Raw genomic sequence first — 23169 nt, 5'->3', positions numbered from 1 at the left:
GCCTGCCGCGCGGTGCTGGCCAGGCTGTCCGATGACAGCGGCCTGACCGCCTATCTCTCGACCCTGAACCAGCATGAAACCGTGGTGCTGCAGCGCCTGAACGGCTCGCACCCGGTACAGGTGCTGTCGCCGCCCGGCTCGCGCCGCGCCGCTTCGGGCACCGCCATGGGCCGGGCGCTGCTGTCGCGCCTGAGTGAAACGGAGTTCCAGGCGTTGTACGGCGCCGATCCCGACCTGCCTCTGCCCACGGAAGGCCGCGACTGCCCCGCCACGGTCGGCGACCTGGCCCGACTGGTGGCGCAGACGCGAGCAGACCACTGCGGCGTGGCCATCGACCAAGCCATGCCGGGCATAGGCGCGGTGGCCGCCGCCGTGCGCGACCCCGCTACCGGCGAACTGCGCGGTTTGTGCCTGTCCTTCGTTTCCTTCCAGGCCGATGCCGCCCGCGTCGCGCGCTTGCGCGAGTCCATGCTGCGGCAGGTGGGGGTCTTGGGGCGCGAACTGAACGATCCCTATTGGCTGGCCTGAGCGCCTGCAGGCCCACAGATACAGATGCGTCCGCGCCGGCGGACACCCAGAAAATCCCTTACGGAAATCTTCCACATGAACCTACTGCTCCTCAGCAACTCCAGCAGCGACGCCGGCTATCTGGTCCACGCGCTGCCCGACATCCGCGAACTGATCGCATCGCTGCCGCAAGGCGCGTCGGCCGTCTTCGTGCCGTACGCCGGCGTCACGCGCGACTGGGACGACTACACCGCGCTGGTGGCGTCGGCGCTGGCGGATACCGGCCTGAATATCCAGGGCCTGCATCGCGCCGAGGATCCCGCAGCCGCGCTGGAAGGCGCGGCGGTCATCATCGTGGGCGGCGGCAACACCTTCAACCTGCTGGGCCAGCTGCGCCGCCTGGGACTGCTCGAAGCCGTGGCGCGCCGCGTGCGCCAGGGCGCGGCCTATCTGGGCTGGAGCGCCGGGTCCAATCTGGCTTGCCCCAGCATCTGTACCACCAACGATATGCCGATCACCGATCCAGAAGGCTTCGACGCCCTGGGCCTGCTGTCGTTCCAGATCAATCCGCACTACACCAACGCCCATCCCCCCGGACATCGCGGCGAAACCCGCGCCCAGCGCCTGGCGGAATTCTGCACGCTGAATCCGCAGATGCCTGTGCTGGGCCTGCCGGAAGGCTCCGCGCTGCGCGTGCGCGATGGCCAGGTCGACCTGATCGGCCCGCACGATGCGCCGCTGTTCATCGGCCGCGAAGAGCCGCGCGTGTTTCGCCCGGGTCGCGTGGAGATTCCGGCATGAAGCATGTCATCGACACCATTGAACTGCTGTCCTCCGCCCACATCACGGGCGAGGCCGTGGCCGGGCAACTGCGCGCGGCCGGCAACTGCGAGGTCGAAGTGACCCGGCTGGAGCGCGATGGCGCCGCCACCGAATTCCTGTCCATCGTGATTCCCGGCCTCGATGACGCCGCGCCGCAGCTGGGCATCGTCGGCCGCCTGGGCGGCATCGGCGCGCGTCCCGCGGTCACCGGCCTGGTGTCCGACAGCGACGGCGCGGTGGTCGCGATTGCCGCGGCGTTCAAGCTGATGGCCATGGCGCGCCAGGGCGACGTCCTGCCGGGCACGGTGCGCATCCGCACCCACATCTGCCCGCGCGCCGGCACGCGGCCGCACCATCCGGTGCCGATGATGCGTTCGCCGTTCCCCATGCGCGAGATGATGTCGCATGAAGTCGACCCGCGCATGGACGCGATCCTGTCGGTCGACACCACCCGCGGCAACCGCCTGGTCAACCAGCGCGGCGTGGCGCTGACGCCGGTCGCGCGCCAGGGCTATCTGCTGCGCATTCCCGAAACCATGCTGGACGTCATGGGCTGGGTCAGCGGCGAACTGCCGCTGACCTTGCCGCTGACCACGCAGGACATCACGCCCTACGAAAACGGCCTGTGGCACGTCAACTCGCTGATGCAACCCACGATCGTTACCGGCGCGCCGGTGGTGGGCGTGGCGCTCACCGCGCAGACCACCGTGCCGGGTTGCGCCACGGGCGTGACCAATGCGGTGGATGCCGACGTCGCCATGCGCTTCTGCATCGAGATCGCCAAGCTCTACGGACAAGGCGCGATGAGCTTCGTGGACGAAGCCGAATGGACCGCGCTGCAAAGCCGCTACGGTTCGATGGCGCATCTGCAGACCGTGGGCCGCGTAGACGCGGGCGCGGCATGAGCGCGCAGACGCGCCGCGTGGCGTTTTTCACCATCGGCCAGTCGCCGCGCAGCGACGTGGTGCCCGAGATGGCGCTGCTGCTGGGCGAGCAGGTGCGTATCGACGAGTTCGGCGCGCTCGATGGCCTGGACGCCGCCGGCCTGGCCGAGCTGGCGCCCAAGCCGGGCGAGTACCGCTTTGCCACCCGCATGCGCGACGGCTCGCAGATCGAACTGGACGCGGCGGCAGCCGAGGCGCGGCTGGCCGAAGTCATGCGCCAGGCCGACGCCGCGGGCTATGACGTGCTGGTGCCGCTGTGCACCGGCACCGCGATCGCGCCGATGCGCACGCTGGTGGTCGAACCGCAGCAGGTGGTGGACCATCTGGTCGCCGGCCTGGCCGAGCATTGCCGCAAGGTGGGGCTGGTGGTGCCGCTGGAGGCGCAGGTCGACGCTTTCCACATGGTCGTGCCGCTGTCCTGCGAGACCCTGGTCGTGCATGCCTCGCCCTACGAAGCCGACGCGGCGCAGGCCGCGCGCAACTTCGAGCAGGCAGGCCGCGAACTCGCGTCCTGCGACCTGATCGTGATGCATTGCATGGGCTACGTCGAGCGCATGCGCCAGGCGGTGGCGCAAGCCTCGGGCCGGCCGGTGCTGCTGTCCAACCGCATGGTGGCGCAGACGCTGGCGCAAATACTGGAATAACGCCGCGGGAACCGTTCCGGCCTTGCCGCGCACAGCGATGCGCGGCAAGGCCGGGGCGGACGAGCGGCGAGAGGAGACGAAGCGGGCTTCGTCAATCAATCGTTGGGAGTGTTTTTCATGTTCAGCCGTACTCTGCATCGCGCCGCTGGCGCATTGTTCGCCGTCACAACCCTGACGGCCGCGCCGGCCTTTGCCGCCGACACCTGGAAGCCCACCAAGCCCGTGCGCCTCTTGGTGGGCTTCGCGCCTGGCGGTTCCGCCGATACCCTGGCACGCCTCTTGGCCGAACCGCTGTCGCAGCGCCTGGGCCAACCGGTCGTGGTCGAAAACCTGGCCGGCGCCGGCGGCAACATCATGGCCTATCGCCTGGCCCAGTCGCCGGCCGACGGCTACACCATCGGCATCGCCGCCGCTGGTTCCATGGCCATCACCCATGTCCTGAATCCCAAGGGCACGACCTACAAGCCGGCGGATTTCACGCCCATCACGCTGGCCGCTGTGCAGCCCAATGTGGTCATCGTCAACAAGGACGTGCCGGCCAACAACCTGGCCGAGCTGAAGGAGTATTTCCAGAAGACGCCGACCGCCACCTACGGCACCGCTGGCGTGGGCATTTCCAACCACCTGATCGCCGAGACCATGCTGTACAAGCTGGGCGTGAAGGTACCGCACGCCGCCTACCGCGGCGCCGCGCCCGTCATCACCGACCTGCTGGGCGGCCACATCGCCATGACGATGGACAACATCTCCACCGCCGCGCCGCTGGCCTCGCAAGGCAAGGTCAAGGCCATCGCCGTGGCCTCGATCAAGCGCGCGCCGCAGCTGCCCAATGTGCCGACGCTGGATGAGCAGGGCTTGAAGGGCTTCGACATGCCGACCTGGCAAGGCGTGTTCGCGCCCGCCGGCCTGCCCGCCGACGTGCTGGCCGCCTACTACGCGGCCATGCAGGACGTGCTGAAGCAGCCCGCGCTGGTCGAGAAGATGGCCGGCCTGGGTTCCGAGCCGGTCACGGGCATGACGCCTGAGCAGTTCGGCCAATTCCTGCAGAAGGACCGCCAGCAATGGGCCGACATCGTCAAGGCGGCCAACATCAGCCTGGAGCAGTAAGCCGGGCAGCCCCCAAAACCCTCCGCTGAAACGGAGGGTTTTTTCATGGCCCACGCCGCCGTGCTTGACCCTGAAGCGGCTTCAGGCTTTTTCATGAGGCCTGGCCACGACTAGGACTGTCATGAGCGACAACCATCAGCACGGTGACGTGCGCGCCTTGCCCGAATCCCGCCTCTGGGTCGCCCTGGCCCTGACCGGCAGCTTCATGCTGGTCGAGATCGCGGGCGGGATGATTACAGGCAGCCTGGCATTGATTTCCGATGCCATGCACATGCTGACCGACGCCATGGCGCTGCTGCTGGCGCTGGTGGCGATACGCGCGGGCCGCAAGGCGGCCGACCTGATGCGCACCTACGGCTACGCCCGCTTCGAGATCCTGGCGGCGGCGGTCAACGCGCTGGTGCTGCTGGGCGTCGCCTTCTACATCCTGTACGAAGCCTATCAGCGCCTGTCGGCGCCGCAGGACATCCAGTCGCTGGGGATGCTGGCCGTCGCCGTGGTTGGGCTGATCGTCAACCTGATTTCGATGCGCCTGTTGGCAAGCGCGAAGGACGAGAGCCTGAACGTGAAGGGCGCCTACCTGGAGGTATGGGCCGACATGCTGGGTTCGATAGGCGTGATCGTCGGCGCCGTGCTCATCTGGTTCACGGGCTGGCGCTGGGTGGATTCCGCGCTGGCGGTGGGCATAGGCTTCATGGTGTTCCCGCGCACATGGGTGCTGCTGCGCGAGTGCGTGAACATCCTGCTCGAAGGCGTGCCGCCGGGCATGAGCCTGCAGGCGGTGCGCGATGCCATCGCCGGCACGGCTGGCGTGGCCTCCATCCACGATATCCATCTTTGGGCGGTGACGCAGAGCAATCCGATGCTGACGGGCCACGTGGTGCTGGCGGCCGGGGCGGACGGCGAACAGGTGCGTCGCGCCATCGAGACCCGCTTGCAGGCGGATTTCGACTTGCACCATACGACGCTGCAGATGGAGCAGGATGACCGTTCGGCGGAGGAACACATCCACTAAGCGCGGCCAGGCTCGCGGCAAGCATGTCAGCAAAGAAAAACCCCTGTCCAGGGACAGGGGTTCATCAGCAGCCAGGCCATACCGCGGGGCCTGGCTTTTTATTCGGGTAGCCGGGCGGCGATTTCGGCGATCAGGCGCCGCGCCGCGTCCAGCTTGTCGCCGGCGGGCAGGGGATGGGTGCCTTGTTCGTCGAACAGCACCAGTTCGGTGGTGTCTGCGTCCATGACCTTGTGCGCCAGGTTGCCCACCAGCAGCGGAATGCCCTTGCGCGTGCGCTTGGCTTCGGCATGTTCGGCCAGCTTTTCGGTTTCGGCGGCGAAGCCCACGCACCAGGGGCCATTGGGCAGCTTGGCGACTTCGGCCAGGATGTCCGGATTGGGTTCGAATTCCATCACGGGCGCGCCGCCGCCTTCGCTGGTCTTCTTCAGCTTCTGGTTGCTGACGTTTTTGACGCGCCAGTCCGCCACGGCGGCCACGGCAATGAAGATGTCGGCGTCGGCCGCGCTGGCCATCACGGCGTCGTGCATCTGGCGCGCGGTGGTGACCGACAGCGCGGTGACGCCGCGCGGGACTTGCAGGAAGGTGGCGCCGGTGATCAGCGTGACGCGGGCGCCGGCCTCGCGTGCGGCGCGCGCCAGCGCGTAGCCGGTCTTGCCCGAAGAACGGTTGCTCAGCACGCGCACCGGATCCACGGGTTCGGAAGTGGGGCCGGCGGTCAGCAGCACGTGGCGGCCGGCCAGCAGCTTGGGCTGGAAGAAGGCGATCAGGTCGGTCAGCAGTTCATGCGCTTCCAGCATGCGGCCGTCGCCGGTTTCGCCGCAGGCCTGTTCGCCAGCGGACGGGCCCAGCACGCTGATGCCGTCGGCGCGCAATTGCTCGACGTTGCGCTGCGTGGCCGGGTTGGCCCACATCTCGCGGTTCATGGCGGGCGCGACCAGCAAGGGACAGGCGCGCGCCAGGCATAGCGTGGACAGCAGGTCGTCGGCCATGCCGTGGGCCAGCTTGGCCATGAAGTCGGCGCTGGCGGGCGCGATCAGCACCGCGTCCGCGCCGCGCGTCAGGTCGATGTGCGCCATGTTGTTGGGCACGCGGGCGTCCCACGCATCCACGAACACCGGGCGGCCCGACAAGGCCTGCATGGTGACCGGGGTGATGAAGTGCGTGGCCGCCTCGGTCATCACCACGTCGACGGTGGCGCCTTGTTCGGTCATGCGCCGCACCAGTTCAGCGATTTTGTAGCAGGCGATACCGCCGGTCAGGCCGAGGACGATGCGTTTGCGGGCGAGGTCGAGCATGAGGGAGGCGGCGGGTTCAGCGCCGTGTAAACGAGGAACGGACAGTGATTTTATTCTGCATTGCGGCATTGCGCCGTTCGCGATGCGTTCAGGGGGCATCAAGCAGGACAAAAACCGTGGGAAAGAGGGGGGAGGCCGGGGCATGGCGGGCGCCCCGGCCGGGCCGTTTTCAGGCCTGGGCCTTGGCCTTGCGGCCCCGCAGCAGCTCGTCCAGCACCAGCAGGATGGCGCCGCAGCTGATCCCCACGTCCGCCAGGTTGAAGGCGGGAAAGTAGGAGTCGTTCCAGTAGAACAGCAGGAAGTCCACCACGTGGCCGTAGACCACGCGGTCGATGACGTTGCCGATGGCGCCGCCCAGGATCAGGGTCAGCGCCAGGCTGAAGCGCGGCTGGCCGTGGGTGCGGCGCAGGATGATGGTGATGACCACCGCCGCCACGCAACCCAGGCCGGTGAACAGCCAGCGCTGCCAGCCTTCCTCGGACGCCAGGAAGCTGAACGCGGCGCCGCGGTTGTACATCAACGTGAAGTCGAAGACCGGCAGCACGTTGACGCGCTCGCCATACTGGAACGAGGTGTTGAAGTAGACCTTGGTCAGCTGGTCCAGCACGATGATGAGCAATGCCAGGGCCAGCCAGCCGCCCACGCGCGCCGGCGCGGCGCGGGCGGGGGCAGTGGCGCCCGTCACTCCGGGTTCGGAGGGGCGGGCCATGCTCAAGCCTTGTCGCGGGCTTCGCCCGAGCCGAACAGGTTGGACACGCAGCGGCCGCAGATCTCTGGGTGGTCAGCGTCCTGGCCCACGTCCAGGCGCCAGTGCCAGCAGCGCTCGCACTTCTTGTGCGACGACGGCGTGACCTCGATGCGGGTCTCGCCTTCACCCGCATGCACGGTGGCGCGCGAGACGATCAGCACGAAGCGCAGGTCGTCGCCCAGGCTGGCCAGCAGTTCCTGGTCGGCGCCATTGGCGTACAGATCCACCTCGGCCTGCAGCGACGAACCGATGTCGCCGGCCGTGCGCACTTCTTCCAGCTTGCGCTGGACTTCGGCGCGGATGGCGCGCAGGCGGGTCCACTTGGCCGACAAGGCGTCTGCGTCCGCGAACGGCGGCAGGGCGTGGTAGACCTCGGTGAAGATGGTGGTGCGGGCGGCGTCGGCCTGGTTCTTCAGGGCCGAGTTGACCAGTTCCTTCCAGGCTTCCTCGGCCGTGAAGGACAGGATCGGGGCCATCAGCTTGAGCAGCGTCTGCGTGATGTCCAGCAGGGCCGTCTGGGCCGAGCGGCGCGCGCGGCTGTCCACGGCCGAGGTGTACAGGCGGTCCTTCAGGATGTCCAGGTAGAACGCGCCCAGGTCTTCCGAGCAGAACGTCTGCAGGCGCGAGACGGCCGGGTGGAAGTCGTAGCGCTCGTAGTTGCCCTGGATTTCCGCCTGCATCTGCGCCGTCATGGCCAGCGCGTAGCGGTCGATCTCGAAGAGTTCGCCGTAGGGCACGGCCTGCGTCACGGCGTCGAAGTCGGCCAGGTTGGCCAGCAGGAAGCGCAGCGTGTTGCGGATGCGGCGGTAGCCTTCGACCACGCGCTTGAGGATCTCGTCCGAGATGGACAGTTCGCCCGAGTAATCGGTGGAGGCCACCCACAGGCGCAGGATTTCCGCGCCCAGCGAGTCGGACACCTTTTGCGGGGCGATCACGTTGCCCACCGACTTGCTCATCTTGCGGCCCTGGCCGTCCACCACGAAGCCATGCGTCAGCAGGGCCTTGTAGGGCGGCTGGCCGTAAAGCATGCAGCCGGTCAGGAGGGACGAATGGAACCAGCCGCGATGCTGGTCCGAGCCTTCCAGGTACAGGTCGGCGGGCCAGGCCAGTTCAGCGCCGTGCGAGCCGGCGAAATCGCCGTCCTTGCCGCCCAGCACCGTGGCGTGGGTGCTGCCCGAGTCGAACCACACGTCCAGCGTGTCGCGGTTCTTTTCGTACTGGTCGGCTTCGTCGCCCAGCAGTTCGCGCAGATCCAGCGTCTGCCAGGCTTCGATGCCGCCTTGTTCGACGCGCTGCGCCACCTGTTCCAGCAGTTCGGCGGTGCGCGGATGCAGTGCGCCGGTTTCCTTGTGCACGAAGAAGGCCATCGGCGTGCCCCACTGGCGCTGGCGCGACAGGGTCCAGTCCGGACGGTTGGCGATCATGGCGTGCAGGCGGGCGCGGCCCCAGGCCGGATAGAAGGCGGTGGCGTCGATGCCGGCCAGCGCCGATTCGCGCAGAGTCGGGCTGCCGTCCTTGGGCGTCACGTCCATGCCGGCGAACCACTGGCTGGTGGCGCGGTAGATGATCGGGGTCTTGTGGCGCCAGCAGTGCATGTAGCTGTGCTTGTGCTTTTCCACGTGCATCAGGGCGCCGGCTTCCTGCAGCGCCTCGACGATCTTGGGGTTGGCGTCCCAGATCGACAGGCCGCCGAACAGCGCCAGGCTGTCCACGTACTTGCCGTCGCCCATGACCGGGCTGATGAAGTCGGTGTCCTTCATGCCGTGCTCCTTGCACGACACAAAGTCCTCGATGCCGTAGGCCGGCGCCGAGTGCACCACGCCGGTGCCCGAGTCGGCCGTCACGTAGTCGCCCAGGTAGGCGGGCGACTTGCGGTCGTAGGCAGCGTTGAATTGCGCCAGCGGATGGCGGAATTCGATGCCCGACAGCGCCGCGCCCGGGGCCGTGGCGATGACTTCGCCTTCGAGGTTCCAGGCCTTCAGGCAGGCTTCGACGCGCTCCTTGGCGATCAGCAGCAGGGGGCCGAACTTGGGCACGGGCGACACGCGCACCAGCGCGTATTCGATTTCGGGATGCAGGTTCAGCGCCTGGTTGGACGGGATGGTCCAGGGCGTGGTGGTCCAGATGACGATGGCGCCGTCGTCCACCGAGTCCAGGCCGAAGGCGCTGGCCAGCTTGGCGTGTTCGGCGAACGGGAAGGCCACGTCCACCGCCGGGTCGACGCGGTCGGCGTATTCGACTTCGGCTTCGGCCAGGGCCGAGCCGCAGTCGAAGCACCAGTTCACGGGCTTCAGGCCGCGGAACACATAGCCCTTGTCCAGGATGCGGCCCAGCGCGCGGATTTCGTCGGCTTCATTGCTGAAGTTCATCGTCATGTAGGGACGATCCCACTCGCCCAGCACGCCCAGGCGCTTGAAATCCTTGCGCTGGCGGTCGATCTGTTCGAGCGCGTAGGCGCGAGCCTTGGACTGCACTTCGGCCACGGGCAGATGCTTGCCGTACTTCTTTTCGATCTGGATTTCGATCGGCATGCCGTGACAGTCCCAGCCCGGCACGTAATGCGCGTCATAGCCGGCCATGTTGCGGCTCTTGACGATGATGTCCTTCAGGATCTTGTTGACCGCGTGGCCGATGTGGATGTCGCCGTTGGCGTAGGGCGGGCCGTCGTGCAGCACGAAGCGCGGCCGGCCGCGGCTGGCGGCGCGGATCGCCTGGTAGACGTGGTTTTCCTCCCACTGCGAAATCCAGGCGGGCTCGCGCTTGGCGAGGTCGCCCCGCATGGGGAAGGAGGTATCGGGCAGGTTGAGGGTCTTTTTATAGTCCATGAACGGCAAAATAGGCGCGCGCGTTTCGCGCGTCTTCGGCGATGGCGGCAGTCAGGGAAGGGAGGTCAGGAAATTTTTCTTCGTCCCGCAGCTTTTGCAGGAATTCGACGCGTACGAGTTTACCGTAAGCGTCGACGGTCTCGTCGAGCAGGTGCGACTCCAGCAGCACGCGGCCGCGGTCTTCGACGGTGGGGCGCACGCCCAGGCTGGCGACTGCCGGCAGCGGACGGTCGGCCAGGCCGTAGACCTGCACCACGTAGATGCCGGAGCGCGCGGCGCAGCGCTCGGCCACCCGCAGGTTCATGGTGGGGAAGCCCAGCGTGCGGCCCAGCTTCTGGCCGTGGATCACGTGGCCGCTGATGTGATACGGGTGGCCCAGCAGGTGGCGGGCGCGTTCCAGGTCGCCCACCGCCAGCGCGGTGCGCACCTCGGAACTGGATATCCGGTGGCCTTGCTGGTCGGTCACGTCCGCCAGCGTCTGCACCTCGAAGCCATGGCGCAGGCCGGCCTCGCGCAGCAGGTCGATGTCGCCGCTGCGCTTGTGGCCGAAGCGGAAATCCTCGCCCACCAGCAGCCATTTGGCGCGCAGGCCCTGGACCAGCAGTTGCTCGATGAAGGCGTTGGCCGACATTTCAGCCAGCCGCGCGTTGAAGCGTTCCACCACGACCTGGGAGATGCCGTAGCGCGCCAGCGCGGCCAGCTTGTCGCGCAAGCCCGAAATGCGGGTGGGCGCCAGTTCCGGGCGTTGATTCAGGGTGGCGAAATACTCCCGCGGATGCGGCTCGAAGGTCATCACGGCGGGCGTCAGGTTGCGGTCGCGCGCGACCTGACAGACGCGCGCCAACATGGCCTGGTGTCCGCGGTGGACGCCGTCGAAGTTGCCGATCGTCAGCGCGCAAGGGGCGCGCCGGTCGGGCGGGGGCAGGGATCGGTAGATGCGCAGCGATGGTTTCACGAGCGAGAGTTTACAATTTTGGATTCCGGGTTTGTTCCTGTTTCCTCCAGACGGGCGTCCAGGCTGTTGCCGCACGCGGAATTCTGGAGGACGGACGGGCCCGATTTCCCTTGGAATTCCTTATCTTGCCGGAAATATCTACCACCAAGCGCCGCATCGTCATCCTGATCTCGGGACGCGGCAGCAACATGCAGGCATTGGCCGAAGCCTGCCGCAATGAGGGCTGGCCAGCCGAAGTCGCCGCCGTCATCGCCAGCAAGCCCGACGCCGCGGGCCTGGAATGGGCGGCCCACCAGGGCATCCCCACCGGCGCGCTGTACCACAAGGACTACGCCAGCCGCGAAGCCTTCGACGCCGCGCTGGCCGCCGAAATCGACCGCTACGTACCCGATTACGTCATCCTGGCGGGCTTCATGCGTGTGCTGACGCCCGGCTTCGTCAATCACTACGCCGGCCGGCTGGTGAACATTCATCCCTCGCTGCTGCCGGCTTTCCCGGGGCTGCACACGCACGCCCAGGCGCTGGCGACCGGGGTGCGCGTGCATGGCTGCACCGTGCACTTCGTCACGCCGGTGCTGGACCATGGTCCCATCATCGCCCAGGGCTGCGTGCCGGTCCTGGCGGGCGATACGCCCGAAGCGCTGGCCGAGCGTGTGCTGGCCGTGGAGCACCGCGCTTTTCCGGCGGCGGTGCGCTGGCTCGCCGAAGGCCGGGTTACCCTGACCAGTGACCACCGGGTGAACGTACAGGGCGATCCTGATCGCCTTTTTGCCTGGTCGCAGGCCGCTTGAGCGCGGCGCTGAATCGCATTTTTTGGGCGGAAGCCCTCCGCCCTATTGGAATACACCATGACTAAACCCCAATCCCCGCGTTCTCGTCCGGCAGGCGCCGCCAGGGGCGCCTCCGAAGGCCGCGACGGTCGGTCCTTCTTCTCGCGCCCCAAGGGCGACGCCCGTGACGTCCGCGCACCAAACGCGCGTGACGGCGCCCGGGAAGACCGTTCCGGCGGCAGCCGCGACGAGCGCTCCGGCGCTCGTCCGGCGCCGCGTCCGTCCTATGACGCTCCGCGCGGCGAAAGCCGTGGGGGCGAACGCGCTTCCTACGGTTCGGAGCGTCGCGAAGGCCGTCCGGGCGCGCGTCCGTCCTATGACGCCCCGCGCGGTGAAAACCGCGGCGGCGAGCGCGCCTCCTATGGTTCGGAACGCCGCGAAGGCCGTCCGGGCCCACGTCCGTCCTATGATGCCCCGCGCGGTGAAAACCGTGGCGGCGAGCGCGCTTCCTACGGTTCGGACCGCCGCGAAGGCCGTCCGGACTCGCGGCCGTCCTACGGCTCCCCGCGAGGCGACGATCGTGGCAGCGAGCGCGGCCAATACGCAGGCCCGCGCGGCGGGGATGGCGGCCAGGACCGTGCGCCGCAGAAGCCCCAATTCAACCGCCCGCGCCAATCGCATGCGGCCATCCGCATCGACCAGGTGCAGCGCGTCCTGGGTGAAATCCTGCAGTGGACTTATCCGGCCGACGCGGCCCTGTCGCACTGGCTGCGCCACCACCCCAATCTGGGCGCGCGCGACCGTTCCGAAGTCGCTGAGGCCGTCTACGACGTGCTGCGCCATCTGCGCCGCTACCGCCAGTTCGGCGAAAGCGGTGTCGGTCCCGCTTCGCGTCGCCTGGCCATCCTGGGCCTGGCCGCGACGCTGGGCGCCGAAGCGCTGGCCGACGGCATGGACGCCGCCGAAGCCGAATGGCTGCAGCGCGTGTCGCAGATCGACCTGGCGACGCTGCCGCGCGCGGTGCGCGGCAGTATCCCGGACTGGCTGGACGAGCGCCTGGGCGCCATGGACAGCCCCGAAACCCTGATCGAGGCGCTGAACCGCCAAGCCAGCCTGGACCTGCGCGTCAACCCGCTGAAGGCCGAACGCGACGCCATGCTGACCGAATTGCAGCAGGGCGCCGGCCGCTACGAGCCCGTGGCCATGCCGTATTCGCCCTGGGGCATCCGCATGGAAGGCCGCCCGGCCATCAATCGCTGGCCGCAATTCGAGAACGGCAGCATCGAGGTCCAGGACGAGGGCAGCCAGTTGCTGGCCTTGCTGGTGGCGCCGCGTCGTGGCGAAATGATCATCGACTTCTGCGCCGGCGCGGGCGGCAAGACGCTGCTGCTGGGCGCGCTGATGCGCTCCACCGGCCGCCTGTACGCATTCGACGTGTCGGCGGCGCGCCTGGCGCGCGCCAAGCCGCGCTTCGCGCGCAGCGGCCTGTCGAACGTGGTGCCCGTGGTCATCGACAGCGAAAACGACGCTCGCGTGAAACGCCTGGCCGGCAAGGCCCAGCGCGTGCTGGTCGATGCCCCGTGCAGCGGCATCGGCACCCTGCGCCGCAACCCTGACCTGAAATGGCGCCAGCATCCCGAGGCGCTGGCCGAACTGGGCCAGCTCCAGGAACGCATCCTGAACAGCGCGGCGCGCTGCGTGGCCCCGGGCGGACGCCTGGTTTACGCCACCTGCAGCCTGCTGGCCGAGGAAAACGAGGTGCAGGCCGAGCGCTTCCTGGCCAGCCACCCCGATTTCGAACGCCTGGACGCCGCCGAGATCCTGGCTGCCCGCTGCGAAACCCTGAAGCTGGAAGGACCCTACGTGCAACTGCGCCCCGACGTGCACGGCACCGACGGCTTCTTTGCCGCGGTGTTCGAACGCAGGAAGAAGGGCGCCGCGGCCGGGGCTGAGGACGGTGAGGCGGCGAACGCCGAAGACGTTCCGGCTGAAACGTCTGCCGACGATGCGCCTGCCGACGCGCCGGCCGAGGAAGCCGCGGCCGGCCCGCAGGATCAGCCGGCCTGAACGGGAGCGCCGGGTCAGGGACCCGGCGTCACCACCACCGTGGCGCTGTAGCGCCTCGTGCCCAGGGTTTTGTTCTGGTACTTCACCTCCCAGGCCAGGGCGTCACTGCCCGCCTGGTCCGCCTGGTAGACCACCTGGGACACCGGCACGGTCTGATACGCGCAGCGGCCGGAATCGCTGGACTGGCCGCGCGTCTGCATGATGTTGGCCTTGCCCAGGCGCGGCATCATGGTCAGCGATACCCGCGGCGCGCGCAGCGCCAGGCAGTCCGATCCGCGGATCTCGTAGTACGAGGCCAGCACGGCGACGTCGCCCGATTTCATCGTCTGCGCAGGAACGGAGGAGGGCAGCGCCATTCCCAGCGCGGCCAGGGCGTAAATTAAATGGGGACGTATTTTTTTCGGCAACATCAGTGGGGCAAAAGAGACAGTTTGGTCAGTAAAGCACCCGCAGTGTGCGCCAGCCGCAAGTCCGCTTCAAGACCGGATGCCTTGCTGACAGGAACTTTAACGGCGAAATCCAGCCCAAACCTTGCGCCTTCGCGTATGCCCCCCACGTTCCCTGGGGAGGACGGCCCTAGCGCCGCGTGCCGCAAGGCTCGGTCTCGCAACCTTCGTTTCCGGCGGCGAGAGTGGTTTTTTGCCCTCAAAAACCGGGGCTTAGTCCTTGATTTCGCTCAAAAACTATTTTGAAACTACCTTGTCATAAGTCGGTCAAGGTAAGCTAAACTCCAGGCACTTCTCTAGCGAGGCTCCTAACAGCTTTATGGATTACATCCTTTCCTTCATTGCCGGCGGTCTGACCCAAGCTACCTGGTGGCAGGTCGTCGTGTTCACTCTGGTTGTGACGCACATCACGATTGTGTCGGTCACGGTCTTCCTCCATCGCAGCCAAGCGCACCGTGGTCTGGATCTGCATCCGGCCGTCATGCACTTCTTCCGCTTCTGGCTCTGGATGACGACCGGCATGGTCACCAAGGAATGGGTGGCCATTCACCGCAAGCACCACGCCAAGTGCGAAAAGGAAGGCGATCCCCATTCGCCCATCCTGTTCGGCATCTGGAAGGTGCTGTTCCGCGGCGCGGAACTGTACCGCGAAGAATCGAACAACAAGGAAACCATGGCCAAGTTCGGCCACGGCACGCCTGACGACTGGCTCGAGCGCAACGTCTACAGCAAGCACAGCCTGTGGGGCGTGCTGACCATGCTCGCCATCGACATCGCGCTGTTCGGCGCCATGGGCGTCACGGTGTGGGCCGTGCAGATGGCGTGGATTCCCTTCTGGGCCGCCGGCGTCGTCAACGGCATCGGCCACTACTGGGGCTACCGCAACTACAACAGCCCGGACACCAGCACCAACGTGTTCCCCTGGGGCATCGTGATCGGCGGCGAAGAGCTGCACAACAACCACCACGCCCACGGCACGTCGGCCAAGTTCTCGGCCAAGTGGTACGAATTCGACATTGGCTGGTGCTACATCAACATCCTGAAGTTCTTCGGCCTGGCCAAGATCAAGAAGGTTGCGCCCAAGCTCAAGCTGGACGACAGCAAGACCGGCATCGACCTGCGCACCCTGCAGGGCGTGATCACGCACCGCTACGAAGTCATGGCCCGCTATGCGGACGTGATCAAGAGCGCGGCCCGCGAAGAGCTGGCCAAGTTGAAGGATTCGCGCAACAAGGGTAGCGCCGAATGCGACTGGACCCAGTTGCACAGCGTGCGCCGCGCGATCCACCGCAACGAGGACATCCTCCAGCCGGAACAGGTCGCCGCCGTGGACAAGGCCATCGCCCAGAACAAGTCGCTGGCCACGCTGGTGCAGATGCGCCGCGAACTCGGCCGCATCTGGGAAAGCTCCAGCGCCAGCAGCGAACAGCTCCTTCATGACCTGCAGGCCTGGTGCCAGCGCGCCCAGCAAAGCGGCATCGCCGGGCTCGAGCAATTCGCTCAACGTCTGCGCCGCTACGCGGCATGATGCTAGAGAAGCTCAATCCTGAACAACGCGCCGCAGTAACGTTAGAACCGCAGCACGCCCTGGTCCTGGCCGGGGCGGGCAGCGGCAAGACCCGGGTGCTCACCACCCGCATGGCCTGGCTGATTCAAACCGGCCAGGCCTCGCCTTTTGGGCTTCTGGCGGTCACGTTCACCAACAAGGCGGCGCGCGAGATGCTCGCGCGCATGTCGGCTATCCTGCCGATCGACACGCGCGGCCTGTGGATCGGCACCTTCCACGGCCTGTGCAATCGCATGCTGCGTGCGCATCACCGCGATGCCGGTCTGCCGCAGAGCTTCCAGATCCTGGACGTCACCGACCAGCTCGCGGCGATCAAGCGGCTGATGAAGGCCAACGGCGTCGACGACGAAAAGTATCCCCCCCGCGATGTGCAGCGCTTCATCAACGGCTCCAAGGAAGAGGGCTTGCGTCCGGCCGACGTCGAAGCCTACGACGCCCATCGTCGCCGCCTGATCGAGATCTACCAGCTCTACGAGGCCCAGTGCCTGCGCGAGGGCGTGGTGGACTTCGCCGAGTTGCTGCTGCGCGCCTATGAACTGCTGTCGCGCAACGCGCCCGTGCGCGAGCACTACCAGCGCCGCTTCCGCCACATCCTGGTCGACGAGTTCCAGGACACCAACACGCTGCAGTACAAGTGGCTGCGCCTGTTGGCTGGCGGCGGCGCCGCGATCTTCGCGGTGGGCGACGACGACCAGTCCATCTACGCGTTCCGCGGCGCCAACGTTGGCAACATGGCCGACTTCGAGCGCGACTACGCGCGCGGCACCGTGATCCGCCTGGAGCAGAACTACCGTTCCTTTGGCCACATCCTGGATTCGGCCAACGCGCTGATCGGCCACAACACCGGCCGGCTGGGCAAGAATCTCTGGACCGAGCAGGGCGATGGCGAACCGGTGCGCGTCATCGAGCAGCCGTCCGACGGCATGGAAGCGCAGTGGATCGTGGACGAGATCCGCTCCCTGATCCGCGAAGGCAGCCTGCGCCGCGAGATCGCCGTGCTCTACCGCAGCAACGCGCAGTCGCGCGTGCTGGAACACGCCATCTTTTCCGCTGGCATTCCCTATAAGGTCTACGGCGGCCTGCGCTTTTTCGAACGCCAGGAAATCAAGCACGCGCTGGCCTACCTGCGCCTGATGGCCAACCCGCACGACGACACCTCGTGGATGCGGGTCGTCAACTTTCCCACGCGCGGCATCGGCGCGCGCACGCTGGAGCAATTGGGCGATGCCGCGCGCGCGCACGACACCAGTCTGTACGCGGCCGTGGCCCTGGTGCCCGGCAAGGGCGGCTCCAATCTGGCGCAGTTCGCGCAGCTGATCCATCGCCTGATCGAAGAGACGCGCGACCTGCCGTTGCCGGAAATGGTCGAGCACATGCTCGAGAACAGCGGCCTGAACGCGCACTACAAGGCCGAACGCGAAGGCGCGGAACGGCTTGAAAACCTGAACGAACTGATCACCGCCGCGGCCGTGTTCGCGTCCGAGGAAAACTACGACGGCATGCCCGCCGGCGTGGTGCCCGAACAGGACACGGCGTCCACGCTCAACGCAGGCGTGGTGGACGCACCCATCGTGGCGTCGGACGGCCTGACCCCGCTGGCGGCGTTCCTGTCGCATGCGGCGCTGGAAGCCGGCGACAACCAGGCCCAGCAGGGCCAGGACGCCGTGCAGCTCATGACCGTGCATGCGGCCAAGGGCCTGGAGTTCGACGCCGTGTTCATCACCGGCCTGGAAGAGGGGCTGTTCCCGCACGAGAACAGCGTCCTGGAAGCTTCCGGGCTGGAGGAAGAACGCCGCCTCATGTACGTGGCCATCACGCGCGCGCGCCAGCGCCTGTACATCAGCTTGGCGCAAAGCCGGATGCTGCATGGCCAGACGCGCTACGCCATGCGTTCCCGCTTCCTGGACGAAATTCCGGAACAGCACTTGAAGTGGCTGTCGCCCAAGGCTGGTTTGGCCCAGGTCGGCGGCACGGGCGCGGGCTGGGGCGGCGGCAATCGCGGCGACGCTTTCGGACGCAAGGCCACCAATACCATTGCGCCGCGTCAAGCGCGCAGCGTCACCACTGGCGTCACGGTGGGCGACAAGCAGTATCGTGTGGGTCAGGGCGTGCTCCACGCGCGGTTTGGCGAGGGCACGATTGTCGGCTTGAGCGGCGCAGGGCAGGACGCCCAGGCTGAAATCCAGTTCCGCGACGTGGGCGCCAAGACCTTGGCGCTGGGCATCGCCAAACTCGATATTGTTCAGGGTTGACAGACATGGCCAACAACGATTCTCCCAAAGCCGAGCTGGCGTCGCTGCGCGCCGAGGTCGATGAAATCGACCAGCAGATCATGCTGTTGCTGGGCGTGCGGTTCCGTTGCACGGACATGATAGGCGAGCTCAAGCGCGACCTGGGCATGGACCTGGTGGATCCCCAGCGCGAGGAGCAGCAAGTCGAGCGCATCCGCCGCCTGGCGCAAGAGGCGGGCGTACCGCCCGCTCTTGGCGAAACGATACTGCGTGAAGTGATCGACACCGTGATTGACCACCACACCCGCCTGCGCGAGCGTCCGTACTCGTAGTTTCGTTGCTGGTCAGGCCCACGAGCAAGAAGGCTAAGGTGAGCAGCGGCGGGCAGGGTGCCCGCCGCAAGCCGTCAGGCCTCGGACTGTTCGATCTCTTCCAGCGAGCCCTGGATTTCCAGCCACTGTTCTTCCAGCTCGTCCATGCGCTTGCCGTGTTCGCCGTGTTCGGCCATGACCTTCTGGCGTTCGGCGCGGCGCGCGTCCGAGTACAGGTCCGGGTCGGCGATGACGGCGTCCAGCGCGTGCAGCTTGGCGCGCAGCTTCTCCATTTCGGACTCGACCTTGGCAAGCTTGGATTCCAGCGGCTTGCGCAGGGCCGACAGGCGTTGGCGTTGCTCGGCCTCGGCGCGGCGCTGGGCCTTGCGGTCGACGACCGGCTCGTTGCCTTCCGAGTTCTCGCGCGCGGCCTCGGCGCGTTCGCCGGCGTTACGGGCGGCGAGCCAGTCCCGGTAGTCTTCCAGGTCGCCGTCGAACTCGCACACCGCGCCATCGGCCACGATCCAGAAGCTGTCCACGGTGGTGCGCAGCAGATGGCGGTCATGCGAGACCAGCAGCATGCTGCCGCCGAAGTCCGCCAGCGCCGCGGCCAGTGCCTCGCGAGTTTCCACGTCCAAGTGGTTGCTGGGTTCGTCCAGCAGCAGCAGGTTGGGTTTTTGCCAGACGATCAGGGATAGCGCCAGGCGCGCTTTTTCGCCGCCGGACATGGGGCCGACCTTGCTGGTCACCGTGTCGCCCGAAAAGCCGAAGCCGCCCAGGTAGTTGCGCAGTTCTTGTTCGCGAGCGTCGGGGGCCAGGCGCGCCAGATGAGCGATGGGCGTGCTGTCCACGTCCAGCATGTCCAGCTGGTGCTGATGGAAATAGCCGATCGCCAGGCCGCGCGACGCGCGTCGTTCGCCCGCCTGCACCGGCAGTTCCTCGGCCAGGGTCTTGATCAGCGTGCTCTTGCCGGCGCCGTTGGCGCCCAGCACGCCGACGCGGCTGCCGGCGCGCACCATCAGCGTCACGTCGCGCAGGATCGGCACGGCGTTGCCGTCGGCATCCGTATAGCCAGCCGACAGGTGTTCCAGGGTCAGGAGCGGATCCGGCACCTGATCGGGCGAGGGGATGCGGATGTCGATGCCCGCTTCGGCGTGCAAGGGCGCCAGCACCTGCATGCGGGCCAGCGCCTTGACGCGGCTTTGCGCCTGCTTGGCCTTGGACGCCTTGGCCTTGAAGCGGTCGATGAAGCCTTGCAGCCGGGCCGCCTCGCGGGTCTGGCGTTCGTAGGCGATGCTGGTCTGGCGCAGGCGCTCGGCGCGCTGCGTCAGGAAGTCGCCATAGCCGCCGCGATAGCGCACCAGCTTGGCGTGGTCGAAGTGCAGGATGGATTTGGCGACCGCGTCCAGGAACTCGGTGTCGTGGGAGATCAGCATGACGGTGCCGGGATAGGCGGCCAGCCATTTCTCCAGCCACAGCATGGCGTCCAGATCCAGGTGGTTGGTGGGCTCGTCCAGCAGCAGCAATTCGGACGGGGCCATCAGCGCGCGGGCCAGCGCCAGACGCATGCGCCAGCCGCCGGAAAAGCTCTCTACCGGCTGCATCCATTCGGCCGGCTTGAAACCCAGGCCGGCCAGTAGTTGCTCGGCGCGCGAGGCCGCGCTCCAGGCGCCGGCTTCCACCAGCGCCGCTTCCACTTCGGCGATCTGGGTGCCTTGCTCGTCCGTCAGTTCGGCGCGGCGCGCCTGCAGTTCGCGCAGATGGGTGTCGCCGTCGATGACGAATTCGCGCGCCGGGCGCTCGTCCGCTTCGAGTTCCTGCTTGACGCTGGCGATGCGCCAGCCGGCCGGCATCGCCAGGTTGCCCGCGTCCAGGTCCAGCACGCCGGTCAGCAGCGCGAACAGCGAGGACTTGCCCGCGCCGTTCTTGCCGACGATGCCCACGCGTTCACCGGGATGCACGACGAATTCGGCGCCGTCCAGCAGCACCTTGGTGCCGCGGCGCAGGGTCAATCCAGTAGCGCGTATCACAGGCTCAGTTGCTCGCGGGTAAGCAGCAGAAGCTGGTCGGAAGCTTCTTCGGTATCCAGCCACACGGGCGACAGCTGCGGGAACGCGGCTTCAAAGAAGTCGCGCTCGTGGCCGATCTCCAGCACCAGCACGCCTTCCGGGGTCAGGAACCGCGGCGCCGCGTCGAGGATGCGGCGCACCAGGTCCATGCCGTCGTCGCCGCCGGCCAGGGCCAGCTGCGGTTCGTGGCGGTATTCCTGGGGCAGCGCGTCCATCGAGCCGCTGTTCACGTAAGGCGGGTTGCAGATGATCACGTCGTACTGACGTTCGGGCAGGTTGTCGAACAGATTGCTTGCGTGCAGGTCCAGGCGGTCCGCCAGGCCGTAGTCGTCGACGTTGCGGCGCGCCACTTCCAGCGCGTCGGGCGACACGTCCACCGCGTCCACGTGGGCGTAGGGGAAGGCCAGCGCGGACAGGATCGCCAGGCAGCCGGAGCCTGTGCACATGTCCAGCACGTTCTCAACCGCCAGCGCATCCTGCACCCAGGGCGCGAGGCCCTGGTCCAGCAATTCCGCGATGGGCGAGCGCGGCACGATGACGCGCTGGTCCACGTAGAAGCGGTGGCCGCGCAGCCAGGCCTCGTTGGTGAGGTAAGCGGCGGGCAGGCGCTCGGTCACGCGGCGGTCGATCAGTTCGAGCACGCGGTTGCGCTCTTCGCTGAGCACGCGGGCGTCCAGAAAGGGCTCCAGCGTGTCCAGCGGCAGGTGCAAGGCGTGCAGCGTCAGGTAGACCGCCTCGTCCCAGGCGTTATCGCTGCCGTGCCCCAGCGCCACCTGGGCGCCGTTCAGGCGCGACACGCCATAGCGGATCAGGTCGCGCAGGGTCAGCAGTTCTTGGCGGGCGGATTGATACATATAAGGCTTTTACTTGGGCGGCAGCAGGAGGTTTTCCAGCGTGCGCCGATAAATGTTTTTCAACGGATCCAGCGACGCCACTTCAACGCGTTCGTTGACCTTGTGGATCGTGGCGTTGCAGGGGCCGAATTCGATGACTTGCGGGCAGATCTTGGCGATGAAGCGGCCGTCGGATGTGCCGCCGGTGGTGGACAGCTCGGCCGTCACCCCGGTTTCGTCGCGGATGGCCGAGACCAACGCATCCGTTAGCGAACCGCGCGGGGTCAGGAAGGGCTCGCCGCCCAGGTCCCAGTCCAGCGTGTATTCCAGGCCATGGCGGTCCAGCACTTCGTGTACTCGCGCCTGCAGGTTTTCCGGCGTGCTGGCGGTCGAGAAGCGGAAGTTGAACAGCGCCACCGCCTCGCCCGGCACCACGTTGGTGGCGCCAGTGCCCGAGTTCAGGTTGGACACCTGGAACGTAGTGGGCGGGAAGTACTCGTTGCCCTGGTCCCATTCGATGTTGACGATGTCGGCCAGGGCCGGCGCCAACTGGTGCACGGGGTTGCGCGCCAGGTGCGGGTAGGCCACGTGGCCCTGGATGCCCTTGACCGTAAGCTTGCCCGACAGCGAACCGCGGCGGCCGTTCTTGCAGGTGTCGCCCAGCACGTCGCCCGAGGTGGGCTCGCCGACGATGCAATAGTCCATCTGTTCGCCGCGCGCTTTCAGCGCGTCGCAGACGATGGCGGTGCCGTCGATGGACGGCCCTTCCTCGTCGGAGGTGATCAGCAGGGCGATCGAGCCGCCATGCTGCGGGTGGGCCGCCACGAATTCCTCGGCCGCCACCACGAAGGCGGCGATCGAGCTCTTCATGTCGGCCGCCCCGCGACCGTACAGGTAGCCATCGCGCTCGGTGGGAACGAAAGGATCGCTGTCCCACTTCTCGCGCGGACCCGGAGGCACCACGTCCGTGTGACCGGCGAACACGGCCAGCGGCGCCGCGCTGCCGCGCCGCGCCCACAGGTTGGTGACCCCGCCCTGGGCGATGGTCTCGCAGGTGAAGCCGATGCGTTCCAGGCGCGCGGCCAGCGTCGCCTGGCAGTCTTCATCGGCCGGCGTGACCGAAGGGCGGGCAATCAGGTCCTTGACCAGATCCAGTACGGCATTGCTCATTTACGCCCTCAGCAAGTCGTTGATGCTGGTCTTGGCGCGGGTCTGCGCGTCGACGCGCTTGACGATGACCGCGCAAGCCAGGCTGTGCGAGCCGTCGGCCGAAGGCAGCGAGCCCGGCACCACGACCGAACCCGAGGGCACGCGGCCGTAGGTGATCTTGCCAGTGGCGCGGTCATAGATCTTGGTGCTTTGCGACAGGAACACGCCCATGGCCAGCACCGAGTTCTCTTCGACGATCACGCCTTCCACGACTTCCGAGCGGGCGCCGATGAAGCAGTTGTCTTCGATGATGGTCGGGTTGGCTTGCAGGGGTTCCAGCACGCCGCCGATGCCCACGCCGCCCGACAGGTGCACGTTCTTGCCGATCTGGGCGCAGGAGCCCACCGTGGCCCAGGTGTCGACCATGGTGCCTTCATCGACGTAGGCGCCGATGTTCACGTAGGACGGCATCAGCACCACGTTGCGGGCCAGATAGGCGCCGCGGCGGGCCACGGCCGGCGGCACCACGCGGTAGCCGCCTTGCTTGAAGGCGTTGTCGCCGTATTCCGAGAACTTGAGCGGCACCTTGTCGTAGAACTGCAGCGGAGCCTGGCCCATGATGGCGTTGTCGTTCAGGCGGAACGACAGCAGCACGGCCTTCTTGATCCACTGGTGCACGACCCAGTCGTCGTTGATTTTCTCGGCCACGCGCAAGCGGCCCAGATCCAGGCCGTCGATGGTGCGCTCGACCGCTTCGCGCACTTCGGCGCTGGCGTCGGCGGGCGACAGGTTGGCCCGGTCGTCCCAGGCTTTTTCGATGGTGGTCTGCAGGTCGAGAGTCATAGCGGCTCAGCTTTTAAAGGT

General features: G+C 67.2%; 20 protein-coding genes. 11 read left to right on the top strand and 9 right to left on the bottom strand.

Annotation, left to right across the window (positions count from 1 at the left end):
- From VIR09_RS30165 to VIR09_RS30140, 6 genes are all read left to right on the top strand, one after another.
- A partial coding sequence (locus tag VIR09_RS30165) for an IclR family transcriptional regulator domain-containing protein (protein ID WP_332016214.1) occupies nucleotides 1-528 on the top strand: 528 nt, incomplete at its 5' end.
- Between the two features lie 75 nt (nucleotides 529-603).
- A complete protein-coding gene (gene pepE, locus VIR09_RS30160) occupies nucleotides 604-1308 on the top strand; it encodes a dipeptidase PepE (RefSeq protein ID WP_332016213.1) in 705 nt (234 codons plus the stop codon).
- Nucleotides 1305-2234 (top strand): DUF1177 domain-containing protein, encoded by a 930-nt coding sequence (locus VIR09_RS30155; RefSeq protein WP_332016212.1) that lies wholly within the window; start codon nucleotides 1305-1307, stop codon nucleotides 2232-2234. Before pepE ends, VIR09_RS30155 begins: the two co-directional genes overlap by 4 nt.
- Nucleotides 2231-2917, top strand: a complete 687-nt coding sequence (locus tag VIR09_RS30150; protein WP_332016211.1) for an AroM family protein — start codon at nucleotides 2231-2233, stop codon at nucleotides 2915-2917. The genes VIR09_RS30155 and VIR09_RS30150 overlap by 4 nt, the downstream gene beginning before the upstream one ends.
- A 117-nt stretch (nucleotides 2918-3034) precedes the next feature.
- Nucleotides 3035-4024 (top strand): tripartite tricarboxylate transporter substrate binding protein, encoded by a 990-nt coding sequence (locus VIR09_RS30145; RefSeq protein ID WP_332016210.1) that lies wholly within the window; start codon nucleotides 3035-3037, stop codon nucleotides 4022-4024.
- A gap of 121 nt (nucleotides 4025-4145) precedes the next feature.
- A complete protein-coding gene (locus VIR09_RS30140) occupies nucleotides 4146-5039 on the top strand; it encodes a cation diffusion facilitator family transporter (protein WP_332016209.1) in 894 nt (297 codons plus the stop codon).
- A 98-nt stretch (nucleotides 5040-5137) separates the two neighbouring features.
- On the opposite strand, the gene coaBC is transcribed toward VIR09_RS30140, so the two are convergent.
- The 4 genes from coaBC to VIR09_RS30120 all read right to left on the bottom strand — a co-directional run bounded on the left by coaBC (nucleotide 5138) and on the right by VIR09_RS30120 (nucleotide 10862).
- Complete coding sequence (gene coaBC, locus VIR09_RS30135; protein ID WP_332016208.1) at nucleotides 5138-6334, bottom strand: bifunctional phosphopantothenoylcysteine decarboxylase/phosphopantothenate--cysteine ligase CoaBC; 1197 nt, start codon at nucleotides 6332-6334, stop codon at nucleotides 5138-5140.
- Nucleotides 6335-6503: 169 nt separating this feature from the next.
- Nucleotides 6504-7043 carry a signal peptidase II gene (gene lspA, locus VIR09_RS30130; protein ID WP_332016207.1) on the bottom strand — a complete coding sequence of 180 codons (540 nt, stop codon included), beginning with the start codon at nucleotides 7041-7043 and terminating at the stop codon, nucleotides 6504-6506.
- Between the two features lie 2 nt (nucleotides 7044-7045).
- Nucleotides 7046-9907, bottom strand: a complete 2862-nt coding sequence (gene ileS / locus VIR09_RS30125) for an isoleucine--tRNA ligase (protein WP_332016206.1) — start codon at nucleotides 9905-9907, stop codon at nucleotides 7046-7048.
- Nucleotides 9897-10862 carry a bifunctional riboflavin kinase/FAD synthetase gene (locus VIR09_RS30120; RefSeq protein ID WP_332016205.1) on the bottom strand — a complete coding sequence of 322 codons (966 nt, stop codon included), beginning with the start codon at nucleotides 10860-10862 and terminating at the stop codon, nucleotides 9897-9899. Before VIR09_RS30120 ends, ileS begins: the two co-directional genes overlap by 11 nt.
- Nucleotides 10863-10996: 134 nt before the next feature.
- Here VIR09_RS30120 and purN point away from each other — a divergent pair, with 134 nt between their 5' ends.
- Complete coding sequence (gene purN / locus VIR09_RS30115) at nucleotides 10997-11653, top strand: phosphoribosylglycinamide formyltransferase (RefSeq protein WP_414639477.1); 657 nt, start codon at nucleotides 10997-10999, stop codon at nucleotides 11651-11653.
- Between the two features lie 681 nt (nucleotides 11654-12334).
- On the top strand, nucleotides 12335-13699 hold the full coding sequence (locus VIR09_RS30110; protein WP_414639476.1) for an RsmB/NOP family class I SAM-dependent RNA methyltransferase: 1365 nt from the start codon (nucleotides 12335-12337) through the stop codon (nucleotides 13697-13699).
- A 14-nt stretch (nucleotides 13700-13713) separates the two neighbouring features.
- Here the strand turns inward: VIR09_RS30110 and VIR09_RS30105 are convergent, their stop codons facing one another.
- Entirely contained in the window at nucleotides 13714-14055 is a 342-nt protein-coding gene (locus tag VIR09_RS30105) for a hypothetical protein (RefSeq protein WP_332016202.1), read from the bottom strand.
- Between the two features lie 409 nt (nucleotides 14056-14464).
- Between VIR09_RS30105 and VIR09_RS30100 the strand changes: the two genes are divergently transcribed.
- Genes VIR09_RS30100 through VIR09_RS30090 form a run of 3 tightly spaced genes read left to right on the top strand, consistent with a single transcriptional unit; the run spans nucleotide 14465 to nucleotide 18275 of the window.
- Complete coding sequence (locus VIR09_RS30100; RefSeq protein WP_332016201.1) at nucleotides 14465-15673, top strand: DesA family fatty acid desaturase; 1209 nt, start codon at nucleotides 14465-14467, stop codon at nucleotides 15671-15673.
- Complete coding sequence (locus VIR09_RS30095) at nucleotides 15670-17964, top strand: UvrD-helicase domain-containing protein (protein ID WP_332016200.1); 2295 nt, start codon at nucleotides 15670-15672, stop codon at nucleotides 17962-17964. Before VIR09_RS30100 ends, VIR09_RS30095 begins: the two co-directional genes overlap by 4 nt.
- A gap of 5 nt (nucleotides 17965-17969) precedes the next feature.
- On the top strand, nucleotides 17970-18275 hold the full coding sequence (locus VIR09_RS30090) for a chorismate mutase (RefSeq protein WP_332016199.1): 306 nt from the start codon (nucleotides 17970-17972) through the stop codon (nucleotides 18273-18275).
- A gap of 74 nt (nucleotides 18276-18349) precedes the next feature.
- Here VIR09_RS30090 and VIR09_RS30085 read toward each other — a convergent pair whose 3' ends face one another.
- Genes VIR09_RS30085 through dapD form a run of 4 tightly spaced genes read right to left on the bottom strand, consistent with a single transcriptional unit; the run spans nucleotide 18350 to nucleotide 23148 of the window.
- A complete protein-coding gene (locus VIR09_RS30085) occupies nucleotides 18350-20284 on the bottom strand; it encodes an ABC-F family ATP-binding cassette domain-containing protein (protein ID WP_332016198.1) in 1935 nt (644 codons plus the stop codon).
- Nucleotides 20281-21177 carry a 50S ribosomal protein L3 N(5)-glutamine methyltransferase gene (gene prmB / locus VIR09_RS30080; protein WP_332016197.1) on the bottom strand — a complete coding sequence of 299 codons (897 nt, stop codon included), beginning with the start codon at nucleotides 21175-21177 and terminating at the stop codon, nucleotides 20281-20283. The genes VIR09_RS30085 and prmB overlap by 4 nt, the downstream gene beginning before the upstream one ends.
- A 9-nt stretch (nucleotides 21178-21186) precedes the next feature.
- Complete coding sequence (dapE, locus tag VIR09_RS30075; RefSeq protein ID WP_332016196.1) at nucleotides 21187-22326, bottom strand: succinyl-diaminopimelate desuccinylase; 1140 nt, start codon at nucleotides 22324-22326, stop codon at nucleotides 21187-21189.
- The gene (dapD, locus tag VIR09_RS30070) at nucleotides 22327-23148 is read right to left on the bottom strand and encodes a 2,3,4,5-tetrahydropyridine-2,6-dicarboxylate N-succinyltransferase (protein WP_332016195.1); all 822 of its coding nucleotides are present in this window, start codon (nucleotides 23146-23148) and stop codon (nucleotides 22327-22329) included.
- Nucleotides 23149-23169: the final 21 nt, after the last annotated feature.

The sequence above is a fragment of the Achromobacter sp. genome (assembly GCF_036567245.1).
Taxonomy (GTDB): Bacteria; Pseudomonadota; Gammaproteobacteria; order Burkholderiales; family Burkholderiaceae_B; genus Achromobacter.
This window is presented reverse-complemented; position numbering and strand designations above follow the sequence as displayed.